Here is a 13,618-nt window from a genome sequence, read left to right as displayed (position 1 = left end):
TCCATATGTTCCCTCGAACTAACGGGTGGATTGTGGGCGCGCCGGGCGCCTCGTCAAGGTCAGTCGTGCAGATAAACGATGCGCTTGCGGCCGGCCGCGCGCATGTCGGCCAGGTGCTGCTCATGATCGCCGCTGCTCTTCGCCTCGCGCTCGTTGGCCTCGACCCAGTGGGTGCTTTCAATGTCCTTCTGCAGCGCGCGGCCTGCGAACTGGTGGCCGACGAAGAAGAAGTCGACGGCCGAACCGACCACAGGCACCTCTGTGGTGGCTACGTCGAACACCAGATAGGCCGCCATCTTGGCCAGCGTTGACGGCGAGGCCTTGGCCTGAAACGCGCTGGCGAACAGGAGCGCCCCGGCGCCGACGCTGTAGGCGCCGCCCACCAGCGGAATCCAGGTCAGCAGGCCATCCATGCCAACGCCCCACGGGCCGATGCCGATGACACGGTCGGAAAGCTTGCGCACCCCCTCGACTCGGGACCAAACCTTCTCGATATCCTGGATGCTGCGTTTCGCCATTGAACCCCGTCCCGCACCCGACCTTAACCGTAAAGCCGGCTCGGCCAAGCTTGAATGTTCAATCACCGACTTAGGTTGCACGGCCGGTTCAAGGTCTTCGTTCAGGCGGTCCTGATCCTGGGCCTGTGCGGTCCCCTGGCGATCGCGGCGGCCTCCCTGTCAGGAATCGGCCATCGCTGGGTGGACATCCTTGCCCAGTTCCCGGCTCCGGTCCTGACCCTGACGGTTCTGGCGACACTCGTCATCGGCCTGGCGCGCCTGTGGACCGCCACCGCCGTGGGCGCCGCCGTATTGACCCTGCTGCTGCTGGCCGTGTGGCCCCAGTACGCGCCCGGCGGACCCGCCGTCGCCCCTGACAGCCCCGTCGTCCGGCTTTACGCCGCCAACCTCTACGCCATGAATGACGACGTCGCCGCCATGCGCGCCTCCATTGAGGCCGCCGATGCTGACATCATCGTCCTCGTGGAGTTCGGCGAGGCTCCCAATGCGGCCGTCGAAACCTTGCTGGCCGGCTACCCCCACCGCGAAATCACCGAACGTGTTGTCCGCAGCGAGGACGCGGTCCGCTCCGTCATCGCCTCCCGCTACCCGCTCTCGCGCCGCTCCACCGAAGGCAATGAGCGCCAGATGATCTCGGCGGTGGCCGACACGCCAATCGGCCCGGTCCGCGTGGTCGGCGTCCATCTGACCCGCCCCTGGCCGTTCCAGTTCCAGTGGGGACAGATCATCCAGAGCCAGAACTTGCTGGATCACACTGATGGCGCGCCCGAACCAGTGGTGCTGGCAGGCGACTTCAACAGCGTGGCCTCGGCCCGCATCGGACGCCTGCTGCGGTCACAGGGCGATCTGGTCCACGCCCCCGGCTGGCCCGGCACCTGGCCCGCGGCCCTGCCCGGCCCGCTGCGCATGACCATCGATCAGGTCTATCATTCCCGCGACATCGCGGTGGCCCGGCGCCGCCTCGGCGCCCCCACCGGCTCGGATCATCGTCCGGTCATCGTTGAGCTGTCCCGCCCGGCCGCCTAGGTCCACCAGGCCTCGCCGCGCCCACCGGGCTCACCCAGCGCGATGGCCGTCCATTCACAGATCGCCTGCGCCGCCGCCTGCGCGCCTTCCGGCGGATTGACCAGCACCATGGCGCAGCCGTTCATCTGCATAGGATTGGTCAGGGGCCGCAGCCGTACCTCGGCCGCCAGCGCCCGCTTGACGCCGGCGCCCGCCAGCCGCCGCAGGAACCCGTCGAAGGTCTCCATGTCCTTGATGGGAAGCCAGATGGCGATGACCGTGTCCGGGTCCTGCTTCATCAGCGCCCCCGCCGTCTCGGCGCAGCGCAAATAGTCGTCCGGCCTCTCGAACGGCGGGTCGATCAGCACCAGCCGCCGCCGTTCTGCCGGCGCCACGGCGCGCACCACCTCATAACCGTCGGCCTGACGCGTCTCCACGCCCTCGCGCCCCTTCAGCCGCTCCGCCAGCAAGTCGTGCTCCTCCGGCCGCAGTTCGCAGGCCACATAGAGATCGCCCTTGCGCAGGCTGTCCGCGATCAGCAGGGGCGAGCCGGGATACCAGCGCACCTCGTCCTTGCCGCCGTTGCGGGCCTGAACCGCCTCCTTCAGCGCCGCCAGTTCGTTCGGCAGGCGCGGCGCGCTCATCAACCGGGCGATGCCCGCCTGCGCCTCCTTCGAACGCACCGCGCCCTCGCCCAGATCGTACAGGCCCGACCCCGCGTGGGTGTCCACCACCAGCAACCGTCGCTCGTCCCGCGCCACGCGGCCCAGCAGCCACAAGAGCAGACCGTGCTTGACCAGATCGGCGAAATTCCCGGCGTGATAGCTGTGGCGATAGTTCATGGCGGCGCCTTCGCCTCCCCGGCCCTTCGCGTCAAGCGGAACCCGACGCCGCATCCGCGTGTTCGCGCTTGGCCTCTACCGAGATAGACCATGCCCGACGGCTCCGCCTTCATCGACCCGGACCAGATGCCCCAGGGCCTGACCTGGTGCGCCGACGACCAGCCGGGTCTCACCCGCGTCCGGCGCGGCAAGGGATTTTCCTACCACCGGGCGGACGGCGAGCCGGTGACCGACGCCCGCGTCCTGGCCCGCATCAAGGCCCTGGCGATCCCGCCGGCCTGGACCGATGTCTGGATATGTCCCCGCGCTCGCGGCCACATCCAGGCCACCGGCCGCGACGCCCGGGGCCGCAAGCAGTACCGCTATCACGCCGACTGGTCCGAGGGCCGGTCCGCGGCCAAGTTCCATCGCCTGACCGACTTCGCCCGCGCCCTGCCCCGCCTGCGCCGTCAGGTCGAGGCGGACCTGTCCCGGCGGGGGCCCAGCCGTGAGAAAGCCGTCGCCACCACCGTCCGGCTATTGGAAATCACCCTGATCCGCATCGGCAACCGCGAGTACGCCCGCCAGAACCGCAGCTTCGGCCTGACTACCCTGCACAAGCGCCATCTGGAGGTGGACGGCGCGGCCCTGATCTTCGCCTTTCGCGGCAAATCCGGCGTCGAGCACACCGTCACCGTCCGCGACCGCCGCCTGGCCCGCATCCTCAAGGCCCTGCGCGACCTGCCGGGCCAGCATCTGTTCAAATATCGCGACGCCGACGGCGATCTGGTCCCCGTCAGCTCCGACGACGTCAACGCCTACATCCGCGATGTCATGGGCGAGCACTTCTCAGCAAAGGATTTTCGCACATGGGCCGCCACGGTCTCCGCCGCCCGCGCATTGCGCGAATGCGACGCGCCGGCCTCGAAGGTCGAATCGAAGCGTCAATGCAATCAGTGCCTGAAGGCTGTGGCCGGCCTGCTGGGCAACACCCCGGCCGTGTGCCGCTCGTCCTATGTTCACCCGGCGGTGTTCGACCTTCATGAAACCGGCGGTCTGGCGGGCCTTCCCGGCCCTGCAGCCAAAGGGTTCGAACCGGCCCTGATCCGCGCGCTGGACGCACATTCCACGCGAACCGCATAGCATCGCTCGCCTGACTTGCTAAAAGGCCGGGACGACGCCCCGCGCCAACGGAGGTATGATTTGCGCCAACTGGCCGACAAGATGGATCTGGGCGCGGCCTTCGACGCCTCTCCGAACGCCTATGTGCTGGTCACGCCCGATCTGGTGATCGCCGGCGTCAATAAGGCCTACACGGATCTCGTCCACGCCAGACGAGAGCAAATCGTGGGCCGTCCTCTTTTCGAAGCCTTTGATTCAGGCCCCGGCGAAGAGGCCCCGGAAAACGTCAGGCAGGTTCGGGATTCTCTCATCAACGCCGTCCGGACAGGCCAGCGCGACCACCTCGCCGTCGTTCGCTTTTCCATTCCGTACGTGGATGAAGCCGGGGTGATGATCTATGAAGATCGTTACTGGAGCGCGACCCACACGCCCATCCAGGACGAGTCGGGCAAGGTGCTCTACGTCCTGCAGCACACCACGGACATTACCGAGATCGAGAGCCTGCGCCAGCAGGTCAGCGCCGCCACCGGCGAGCCCTCCAGCGCCCTGGATGCGGCCCTCGGCGGCGGCGTCCTCGCCCGCGCGGAACAGGTCCAGCAAAGCAATCGCAGACTGGAGTCTGAGCGCCGCAAGCTGAACGACCTCTTCATGCAGGCGCCCGGTTTCATCGCCGTTCTCGGCGGGCCGAAGCACGTGTTCGAACTGGCCAATGCCGCCTACAGCCAGCTGATCGGATACCGAGACATCCTGGGCAAACCGGTTCGCGACGCCCTGCCCGAGGTCGTGGCGCAGGGCTTCGTCGATCTGCTGGATCACGTGTACGCCACTGGCGAAACCTATGAAGGCCACGAAAGCCTGGTCCAGCTTCAGCGCCGCAAGGGCGGCGACCTGGAAGACGTCTATCTGAACTTCATCTTTCAGCCGATCCGCGGCGAGGAAGGCCGCATCGTCGGCGTCTTCGTCCAGGGCCACGAGGTGACCGAGACGGTCAAGGCCGACCAGCGTCAGCGCCTCATGATCGACGAACTGAACCACCGGGTGAAGAACACCCTGGCCACGGTCCAGTCCATCGCCATGCAAACTGCGCGGACCCACGAGGATCCCGCCAGCTTCGCCGAAACCTTCCAGTCACGCCTGATGGCTCTGTCCCATACTCACAACCTGCTGACCCGCAGCCACTGGGAAGGCGCCGACCTGCGCGACGTGCTCCAGCACGAAACCCTGGCCCACGGAACGCACCGGGTGGTTCTCAACGGACCGGCTGTGGCGCTGTCACCGTCCATGGCGGTGTCCATGGGCATGATCTTCCACGAGCTGGCCACCAACGCGGCCAAATACGGCGCCCTCAGCGCGGGCGACGGGCGCGTGTTCGTGGACTGGAGCGTGCAGGACCTCACAGATCGCAAGCTTGTGGTCCTGTGGCGCGAACAGGGCGGTCCGTCCGTGACCGAGCCCACTCGTCGGGGCTTCGGCAGTCGTCTGATCGAAAGGAATGTCCGTCACGATCTGGCGGGCGAGGCCAAACTCGTTTACGCAAGTGACGGCTTTAATGCGGAAATCTCCATTCCGCTGGATCGGGGCGACGGGCATGAGTAACGCGTTGGAGGGCCGCAAGGTCCTGGTGGTCGAGGATGAATCCCTGGTCGCTATGCTGCTGGAAACCATTCTCGAGGACATGGGCTGCATCCCCGTCGGCCCCGTCTCCACCGTCGATGAAGGCGTCGACAAGGCCGAGAACGAACCCGACCTGGACATGGCGCTGCTGGACGTGAACGTGGCCGGGCGTCAGGTCTTCCCGGTGGCCGAAGCCCTGGCCAAACGCAACATCCCGATGGTGTTCTCCACCGGCTACGGCGAGGCCGGACTGCCGCCGGAATGGCGCGGCGCGCCCGCCATCCAGAAACCGTTCAACGAGAACGCCGTGCGTGATGCGCTGCTCAGCGCGCTGAACGTCGCCCGCGCCTGAAGTCCTTCAGGATTTCCCGCGCCGCATTATGCCCCGGCGCGCCGGTCACGCCGCCGCCCGGATGCGCCCCTGATCCGCACAGATACAGTCCCGGTACCGGCATGCGGTGATCGCCGTGGCCCAGCACCGGACGCGCGCTGAACAGCTGATCCAGGCTCAGGCGTCCGTGGAAGATGTCGCCTCCGATCAGGCCGAAGCGGCGCTCCAGGTCCAGCGGCGTCAGCGCCAGCCGTCCTACCACCGACGCCTTGAACCCCGGCGCCAGACGATCCACCGTCTCGATCATCAGGTCCGCCACCTCGTCGCGGCAGTCGTCCCATGACCGGCCGTCGGGCAGCACCGGCGCCACATGCTGGCAGAACAGGCTGGCCACATGGGCGCCCTGCGGGGCCAGACTGTCGTCCAGCGTCGAGGGGATCAGCATCTCCACGATGGGCGCCTTCGACCAGCCGTCCCGGCGCGCGTCCATGAAGGCCCGGTCCATGTAGTTCAGGCTCGGCGCGATGATGATCCCCGCCGTCAGGTGGTCGCCCGTCTGCGGCAGGCAGGTGAAGCGCGGCAGGTCCGACAGGGCCACGTTCATGCGGAAGGTTCCTGACCCCGACGCATAGGCGCCGATCCGCTCGCGAAAATCCGCCGGGACTGCGGCCGGGTCCACCAGCCGTTCGAACAGCAGGCGCGGGTGCAGGTTCGAGACCACGGCCCGCCCCCAGACCGTCTCGCCGGCTTCCGTCACCGCCCCCACGGCCCGGCCCTTCTCGGTCAGAACCTCGGCCACCGGGCTGTCCAGGCGAATGTCCACGCCCTGTTCGGCGCACGCCGCCGCCATGGCCTGGGTGATCGCCCCCATGCCGCCGATGGCGTGGCCCCAGACGCCGCGCTTTCCGTTCACCTCGCCGAAGACATGGTGCAGCAGCACATAGGCCGAGCCGGGCGTGTAGGGACTGGCGTAGTTGCCCACCACGCTGTCGAAGCCGAACAGCGCCTTGACCGGATCGCTCTCGAACCAGCCGTCCAGCCAGTCTCCCGCCGACTTGGTGAACAGGTCCAGCAGATCGCGCCGCGCCGTGGTGTCCAGCCCCGCCATGCGCCGCCCCACCGACGCGGCCTTCAGCATCTCGGGGATCGCCGCGGCCCAGCCGCCCTCCACCACATTGGGCGGGGTGGTCAGGATCAGGTCGCGCAGCACATCCGCCACCGCCTCCAGCCGCCGCTCATACTCGGGCAGCCGCTCCGCGTCGCGCGCCGAGAATTTCGCCACCTCGGCCTGGGTTCGCCCCTCGCCCGCCAGCATGTACTGACGGTCGTCCAGCGGCAGGAAATTGCCCACCTTGCGCTCGACCACCCGCAGCCCGTGCCGGGGCAGCTCCATGTCGGCGATGATCCTGGGGTTGAGCAGGCTGACGGTGTAGCTGGCCGTGGAGTTGCGGAACCCCGGGTGGAATTCCTCCGTCACCGCCGCGCCGCCGACCACCCCGCGCCGCTCCAGCACCGTCACCTTCAGCCCGGCCCGCGCCAGGTAAAAGGCGCACACCAGCCCGTTATGCCCGCCGCCCAGAATGACGACGTCGGTGTCCGTCCGCGTGCTCACAGGGTCAGCCGCATCCCGTCGAGCCATCCGCCGCCGAATAGTCCCAGCGCATTTCCGGCTCGTCCTCGCCGTCCAGCCCGCGCACAGTCGCCGTCAGCCCAGCCTCGTGCCGCTCATAGACCATGATGTTGGGCCAGTCGTTCTCGCGGTTCTCGAACACCGCGCCTTCAGGACCCTGATCCACCAACACGAAGTCCGCCGCCGTTCTGCCGCCCGGCATGGCCTGATACAGCGTTACGCCGTCCCGCGTGACGATCCGCAGTTGCTCCCACTGCGCAATGCGTCCGCCCCGCCGCGTCACCGAATGCCCGAACAGCAGGCCGTCATCCGCCCGCGACCAGACCTCGACCGTTTCGCGCCCGTCTGCGCAAGCCCGCCACCGCCCCTCCAGCCACGACAGGTCCACCGCCGCCTGCGGTCCGGTATCGGGGCTGATCGTCAGTGCCAGTGCGCCCAGAGCAGCAATCAGCATGGCGAACTCCTCCCGTCCTCAAGGCGCGCCCTTTCGGTCACTGTGTCAATCCGGCTGGCCGCCCACATAACGGCGATTCAGCAGCGGCGCGCCCAGCCAGTAGCAGAGCTCGGCCGGGCGGATGATGTCCCAGACGGCCAGATCCGCCGCCTTGCCGGCCTCCAGCGTGCCGATACGGTCCGCCATGCCCAGCGCCCTGGCCGCATGACGCGTGGCCCCCGTAAGCGCCTCTTCAGGCGTCAGGCGGAACTGGACGCAGGCCAGGGTCATGGCCGCCAGCATGGAGGCCACCGGCGAGGTGCCAGGGTTGCAGTCTGTGGCCACGGCCATCGCCACACCGTGCCCACGCAGCGCCTCGATGGGCGGCGGCGTCTCTTCCCTCAGCATCAGGAAGGCGCCGGGCAGCAGCACCGCCACGACCCCCGCCCTGGCCATGGCCGCAACCCCGGCCTCGTCGGCATATTCGATGTGGTCCGCCGACAGCGCCCCGTACCGCGCCGCCAGCGCGGCCCCGCCCCCGTTCGACAGCTGGTCCGCATGCAGCTTGACCGGCAGGCCCAGCGCCCTGGCCTTGTCGAACAGCCGCCCCACCTCGTCGGTGGAGAAGGCGATGGGTTCGCAATAGGCGTCCACCGCGTCCACCAGCCCCTCGGCGTGGGCGGCGGGCAGGATCTCGTCCACCGCCAGCTTCACATAGGCGGCCCGGTTCTCGCGGAACTCCGGCGGCACGGCGTGCAGCCCAAGATAGCTGGTCGCCACCCGCACTCCGCCCTCGGCGCCCACCCGTCGGGCGGCGCGCAGCATCTTCAGTTCGCTGTCCCGGTCCAGGCCATAGCCGGACTTGATCTCCACCGTGGTGACGCCCGAGGCCTTCAGCCCCGCCAGCCGCTTCAAGGCCGAGGCGACCAGTTCGTGCTCCGACGCCTCGCGCGTCATGCGCACGCTGGAGACGATGCCCCCGCCCGCCCGCGCGATGTCCTCATAGGTGGCGCCGCCCAGCCGCTGCTCGAACTCGCCCGACCGGTCGCCGCCGAACACCAGATGGGTGTGGCAGTCGATCAGCCCCGGCGTGACCCAGCGCCCGTCCAGCCGGTCCGTCTCGGCGGCTTCATGAGGCGGCAGGTCCACCCGCGCCCCGACCCAGAGGATGTCGCCGCCCCGGATCAGGATCGCCCCGTCCTCAATGGCGCCATACGGCTCGCCGCCGTCCGCCATGGTGGCGAGGCGGCAGTCGGTGATGAGGCGGTCTGCGCGGATCATCGGGCCTGAACCCCTGCGAGGAGTTCACAGAACCAGCGCCCCGCCGTTAGCCCGCCCAGATCGCCCACCTCCAGCGAGGGGTCGTACTCGGTCAGGTCCACGGCCCGCACCTTCGGATGGGCGCCGATGACCCGTGCCGCGTCGAAGAAGGCCTGCGCCGAAACGCCGCCGGGCCGGGCGCCGGGGCTGGCGGGCCACTGGCTGCGGTCAATTACATCGATGTCGAAGTCCACATGGATGACCTCGCAAAGGCCCGACAGCCGCTCCAGTTCCTCGGCCACGACGGCGGCCAGTCCCAGCTCGCGGCACTGGCGCGCCGTGCGAACCGAGATGCCCGCCGCCAAGGCTTTCTCGTGAGCGCGGCGCGTGTTGGCGAAGGGCGCCAGACCCAACTGGCTGATCCGGCGCCCGTCCAGACCGTCGTCCAGCAGCGCCTGAATGGGGTTGCCGTTGGTCAGGCCCTGATCGGTGTCGCGCAGGTCGAAGTGGGCGTCGAGGGTCAGCACCCCCACCCGCTCCAGCCCCAGGGCGTGGGCCGCAGGCCGGGTGATGGCGTTGTTGCCGCCGATCAGGATGGTCAGCGCCCGGTGCGCCTGCGCAGCCACCGCATCCCGCACCGGCTCGAAAGCGTCGGCGGGAGACACCGCCTTCAGCGGCACGTCGCCTGCGTCATGGACCCGGACGTCCAGCTCCGCGCCGGTCTCCAGATCGTAGGTGGAGAGGCGCGGCAGCACAGCGCGCAGAGCCTTCGGCCCCAGATCACACCGCCCCGGCGTCAGGGACCGCTCGTTCAGCGGCGCCCCGATCAGGGCCACCGGCGCGTCCGGATGGTCGCCCACCAGATCGGCGACGGAACGCCAGCCAAGAGCCTCTGAGCCCGTCATCCCTGATCCTTCCTCGGAGAAAAGCGCGCCACCAGATCATAGGCCGCGCCGGGAAACATCTGCCAGACCCGGGTCACGCCCTGACCGTCGCGCCATGTGCGCCGTTCCAGCCGCAGGCACGGCGCCCCGGCTTCCAGCCCCAGCGCTGCGGCGGTCTGGCGGTCTGCGCCGACGGCGGAAATGCGGTGCTCCGCCTCGGTCCACGGCGCGCGCGCCAAAAGCCATCCGCCCGGCGGTTCGGCCGCGAAGTCTGCGGCCTCGGCCTCCGGCGTGGCGATCAGGGAGATCAGCCGATGCTCCACCGCGAACGGAAGACCGTCCGCCAGATGCAGGGTCTCCAGTTCGATCACCCGGGCACCCAGCTCGGCTTCGTCCGTCGACGCCGGGCGCACGATCCGGCCCATCAGCCTGTGCGAATAGGTCAACCCGCGCGCCTGCACCTCCGCCTGTATGTCGGGAATGGCCACCAGCGCCGAGGAGTGGACCGGCGGGTGCGCGACCACCGTGCCGACCTTGCGTCGCCGCACCACCAGGCCGCGCGCCGCCAGCTCGGACATGGCCCGCGAAACGGTCATGCGGGCGCAGCCGTATTCGATCGTCAGTTCAGCCTCGGTGGGGATGCGGTGGCCCGGGGTCCATTCGCCGGACGCGATGCGGCGCTCGATGTCGCGCTCGATCCGTCGGTGCAGGGGCTCAGCGTCCATGCCGGTCAGACTGCCCCTTGCGCCCCATTATGTCTAGACATAACAATGCCCACGTCGACAGGGAGATTTCCATGACCGCCGCCTCCAACAGCCGCGTCATCAGCAGCCCGCGCGGGCCGCAGAAGACCGCGAAGACCTGGGCCGCCGAGGCCGCCCTGCGCATGCTGATGAACAATCTGGATCCCGAGGTGGCCGAGCGGCCCGAGGATCTCGTTGTCTACGGCGGCATCGGCAAGGCGGCGCGCGACTGGCCGTCCTTCGACCGCATCACCGAAGAGCTGACTCGGCTGGAGCCGGACGAGACCCTGCTGGTCCAGTCCGGCAAGCCGGTCGGGGTGTTCCGCACCCATGCGGATGCGCCGCGCGTGCTGATCGCCAACTCCAATCTGGTGCCAAAATGGGCCACGTGGGAGCACTTCAACGAACTCGATCGCAAGGGCCTGATGATGTACGGTCAGATGACCGCCGGGTCCTGGATCTACATCGGCACCCAGGGCATCGTTCAGGGCACCTACGAGACCTTCATGGAGGCGGGCCGCCAGCATTACGGCGGCGACTGGTCGGGCAAGTGGATCCTGACCGCTGGCCTCGGCGGCATGGGCGGGGCCCAACCGCTGGCGGCCACCATGGCGGGCGCGTCCTGCCTCGCCATCGAATGCCAGCCCAGCCGCATCGAGATGCGTCTGCGCACCCGCTATCTGGATGTGGCGGCGGACACCCTTGACGAGGCGCTCGCGCTTCTCAACCAGTCCATCCGGGACAAAAACCCTCAATCAATCGGGCTGTTGGGCAATGCAGCGGATGTTCTGCCCGAACTGATCAAACGCGGCGTGCGGCCCGATCTTGTCACCGACCAGACCAGCGCCCACGACCCCGTAAACGGCTATCTGCCCTCCGGCTGGACCGTCGCGGAGTGGGAGGCGAAACGCCAGACCGACCCGGCCGCCGTGGAGTCCGCCGCCCGCAAATCCATGGCCGTGCACGTTAAGGCCATGCTGGATTTCCATGATCAGGGCGTGCCCACCACGGACTACGGCAACAACATCCGTCAGGTGGCCTTTGACGAGGGCGTGACGGACGCCTTCGCCTTCCCCGGCTTCGTGCCCGCGTACATCCGCCCCCTGTTCTGCCGGGGGATCGGACCATTCCGCTGGGCCGCGCTGTCGGGCGATCCCGAGGACATCCACAAGACCGACGCCGCCATGAAGCGCCTGTTCCCCGACAACGCCGGGCTGCACCGCTGGCTGGACATGGCCGGCGAGCGCATCGCCTTCCAAGGCCTGCCTGCACGCATCTGCTGGATCGGGCTGGGCGACCGGCACCGGGCGGGGCTGATGTTCAACGAGATGGTAGCGTCGGGCGAGCTGTCCGCGCCCGTGGTCATCGGGCGGGACCATCTGGACTCCGGCTCGGTGGCCAGCCCCAACCGCGAAACCGAGTCAATGATTGACGGTTCCGACGCCGTGTCGGACTGGCCCCTGCTGAACGCCCTGCTGAACACGGCCTCGGGCGCCAGCTGGGTGTCGCTGCACCACGGCGGCGGCGTGGGCATGGGATACTCCCAGCACTCGGGCGTGGTCATCGTGGCGGACGGCACGCCCGAGGCGGCGAAGCGGCTGGAGCGGGTCCTGTGGAACGACCCGGCCACCGGCGTCATGCGCCACGCCGACGCGGGGTATGACATCGCCCGGGACGCGGCGCGCGAGCATGGCCTGAACCTGCCCTCGATGGAGACCGCCCGATGAGCATCATCATCGGCGCCGAGCGCCTGACGCTGGATCAACTGCGCACCCTGGCCACCGAACACAAGCCCGTAGCCATCGCCCCCGCCGCCCTCGACCTGCTGGATAATGGCGCGGCCACCGTGGCGGACATCGTGCAGAGCGGCCGCACCGTCTACGGCGTCAACACCGGTTTCGGCCTGTTGGCCAACACCCGCATCGACGACGCGGATCTGGAGACCCTGCAGAAGAACCTGGTCCTGTCCCACGCCTGCGGCGTCGGCGCGGCGCTGGCGGACCAGACCGTGCGCCTGATCATGGCGCTGAAGATCGCGTCCCTGACGCGCGGCGTCTCGGGCGTGCGGCGCGAAACGGTGCAGTTGCTGGCCGAGATGCTGAACCGTGGGCTGGTCCCCCTGATCCCGGCCAAGGGCTCGGTGGGCGCCTCAGGCGATCTGGCCCCCCTCGCCCACCTGGCCGCCGCCATGATCGGCGAACCGCGCCAGAGGGTCTGGTTCGAGGACGCGTGGGAGCCGGCGAACATCGCGCTGGATAAGGCGGGCCTCAAGCCCGTCGTCCTCGCCGCCAAGGAAGGTCTCGCCCTGCTGAACGGCACCCAGTGCTCCACGGCGCTGGCGCTGGTCGGCCTGTTCCGGGCCGAGAACCTGTTCCGCTCGGCGCTGGTCACCGGGGCCATGTCCACCGACGCCCTGAAAGGCTCCGACGCCCCGTTCGACCCCCGCATCCACGAACTGCGCGGTCAGCCGGGCCAGATCGATGCGGCCACGGCACTGCGCGCCCTGATGGCCGACAGCCCCATCCGCAACAGCCACCGCGACGAATGCCTGAAGGTTCAGGATCCCTACTCCTTCCGCTGCCAGCCCCAGGTCATGGGCGCCATCCTCGACGTCATGCGCGCCGTGGCGCGGACGCTGGTGATCGAGGCCAACGCCGCCACCGACAATCCGCTGGTCTTCCCTGACAGCGGCGAAGTGCTGTCGGGCGGCAATTTCCACGCCGAGCCGGTAGCCTTCGCCGCCGATCAGCTGGCCCTGTGCATCGCCGAGATCGGCAGCTTGTCCGAACGTCGGGTCGCCATCCTGATCGATCCAAAGATGAGCGGCCTGCCCGCCTTCCTGACCCGCGATCCGGGCCTGAACTCCGGTTTCATGATCGCCCAGGTGACGGCCGCGGCGCTGGCGTCCGAAAACAAGATGCTGGCCCATCCGGCGGTGGTGGACACCATCCCCACCTCGGCCGGTCAGGAAGACCATGTCTCCATGGCCACCCACGGCGCGCGGCGTCTGGGGGACATGTCGGACAACGTGGCCAATATTCTCGCGGTGGAGCTTCTGGCCGCCGCCGAGGGGATCGAGCACCACCGCCCGCTGAAATCCTCGCCGCCGCTGGAGCAGGCGCTGGACCAGTTGCGCACGGTGGCTGCGGCAATCCCCACGGACCGCTATTTCGCCGACCACATCCAGTCGGCCGCCGAGGTCATCGAGCGCGGCTGGCTGGCGCCGATCTGCCCCGACGACGTGGCGCTGGGCTGAC

General features: G+C 68.7%; 13 protein-coding genes. 6 read left to right on the top strand and 7 right to left on the bottom strand.

Annotation, left to right across the window (positions count from 1 at the left end; genetic code table 11):
- Nucleotides 1-59: 59 nt before the first annotated feature.
- Nucleotides 60-518, bottom strand: coding sequence for a DUF4112 domain-containing protein (locus tag ACI8U3_RS08360; RefSeq protein WP_415014408.1), 459 nt, complete (start codon nt 516-518; stop codon nt 60-62).
- Between the two features lie 54 nt (nt 519-572).
- On the opposite strand from ACI8U3_RS08360, the gene ACI8U3_RS08355 reads away from it, so the two are divergent.
- A complete protein-coding gene (locus tag ACI8U3_RS08355) occupies nt 573-1,544 on the top strand; it encodes an endonuclease/exonuclease/phosphatase family protein (RefSeq protein WP_415014407.1) in 972 nt (323 codons plus the stop codon).
- Here the strand turns inward: ACI8U3_RS08355 and rlmJ are convergent.
- Complete coding sequence (gene rlmJ / locus ACI8U3_RS08350) at nt 1,541-2,365, bottom strand: 23S rRNA (adenine(2030)-N(6))-methyltransferase RlmJ (RefSeq protein WP_415014406.1); 825 nt, start codon at nt 2,363-2,365, stop codon at nt 1,541-1,543. The genes ACI8U3_RS08355 and rlmJ overlap by 4 nt on opposite strands.
- A gap of 90 nt (nt 2,366-2,455) precedes the next feature.
- Between rlmJ and ACI8U3_RS08345 the strand changes: the two genes are divergently transcribed.
- Genes ACI8U3_RS08345 through ACI8U3_RS08335 form a run of 3 tightly spaced genes read left to right on the top strand, consistent with a single transcriptional unit; the run spans nt 2,456 to nt 5,432 of the window.
- On the top strand, nt 2,456-3,487 hold the full coding sequence (locus ACI8U3_RS08345) for a DNA topoisomerase IB (RefSeq protein ID WP_415014405.1): 1,032 nt from the start codon (nt 2,456-2,458) through the stop codon (nt 3,485-3,487).
- A gap of 60 nt (nt 3,488-3,547) precedes the next feature.
- A complete protein-coding gene (locus tag ACI8U3_RS08340) occupies nt 3,548-5,062 on the top strand; it encodes an HWE histidine kinase domain-containing protein (RefSeq protein ID WP_415014404.1) in 1,515 nt (504 codons plus the stop codon).
- A complete protein-coding gene (locus ACI8U3_RS08335) occupies nt 5,055-5,432 on the top strand; it encodes a response regulator (RefSeq protein ID WP_415014403.1) in 378 nt (125 codons plus the stop codon). Before ACI8U3_RS08340 ends, ACI8U3_RS08335 begins: the two co-directional genes overlap by 8 nt.
- Here ACI8U3_RS08335 and ACI8U3_RS08330 read toward each other — a convergent pair.
- The 5 genes from ACI8U3_RS08330 to hutC are packed head-to-tail and all read right to left on the bottom strand — an operon-like array spanning nt 5,404 to nt 10,343.
- Nucleotides 5,404-7,023 (bottom strand): phytoene desaturase family protein, encoded by a 1,620-nt coding sequence (locus tag ACI8U3_RS08330; RefSeq protein WP_415014402.1) that lies wholly within the window; start codon nt 7,021-7,023, stop codon nt 5,404-5,406. The two genes, ACI8U3_RS08335 and ACI8U3_RS08330, sit on opposite strands and share 29 nt — an antisense overlap.
- A 4-nt stretch (nt 7,024-7,027) precedes the next feature.
- Complete coding sequence (locus ACI8U3_RS08325) at nt 7,028-7,495, bottom strand: DUF6265 family protein (RefSeq protein WP_415014401.1); 468 nt, start codon at nt 7,493-7,495, stop codon at nt 7,028-7,030.
- A 45-nt stretch (nt 7,496-7,540) separates the two neighbouring features.
- Nucleotides 7,541-8,752 (bottom strand): imidazolonepropionase, encoded by a 1,212-nt coding sequence (gene hutI / locus ACI8U3_RS08320; RefSeq protein WP_415014536.1) that lies wholly within the window; start codon nt 8,750-8,752, stop codon nt 7,541-7,543.
- Nucleotides 8,752-9,639: an agmatinase family protein gene (locus ACI8U3_RS08315; RefSeq protein ID WP_415014400.1), complete on the bottom strand. Its 888-nt coding sequence runs from the start codon at nt 9,637-9,639 to the stop codon at nt 8,752-8,754. Before ACI8U3_RS08315 ends, hutI begins: the two co-directional genes overlap by 1 nt.
- The gene (gene hutC, locus ACI8U3_RS08310; RefSeq protein WP_415014399.1) at nt 9,636-10,343 is read right to left on the bottom strand and encodes a histidine utilization repressor; all 708 of its coding nucleotides are present in this window, start codon (nt 10,341-10,343) and stop codon (nt 9,636-9,638) included. Before hutC ends, ACI8U3_RS08315 begins: the two co-directional genes overlap by 4 nt.
- Nucleotides 10,344-10,414: 71 nt before the next feature.
- Between hutC and hutU the strand changes: the two genes are divergently transcribed.
- Both hutU and hutH read left to right on the top strand, forming a co-directional pair.
- Nucleotides 10,415-12,088, top strand: a complete 1,674-nt coding sequence (gene hutU, locus ACI8U3_RS08305; RefSeq protein WP_415014398.1) for a urocanate hydratase — start codon at nt 10,415-10,417, stop codon at nt 12,086-12,088.
- Nucleotides 12,085-13,617, top strand: a complete 1,533-nt coding sequence (gene hutH, locus ACI8U3_RS08300; protein WP_415014397.1) for a histidine ammonia-lyase — start codon at nt 12,085-12,087, stop codon at nt 13,615-13,617. The genes hutU and hutH overlap by 4 nt, the downstream gene beginning before the upstream one ends.
- The last annotated feature ends 1 nt before the right edge of the window (nt 13,618 follow it).

Origin of the sequence: Brevundimonas sp. (assembly GCF_047617075.1) — a bacterium.
In the GTDB taxonomy this organism is placed as follows: Bacteria; Pseudomonadota; Alphaproteobacteria; order Caulobacterales; family Caulobacteraceae; genus Brevundimonas.
This window is presented reverse-complemented; position numbering and strand designations above follow the sequence as displayed.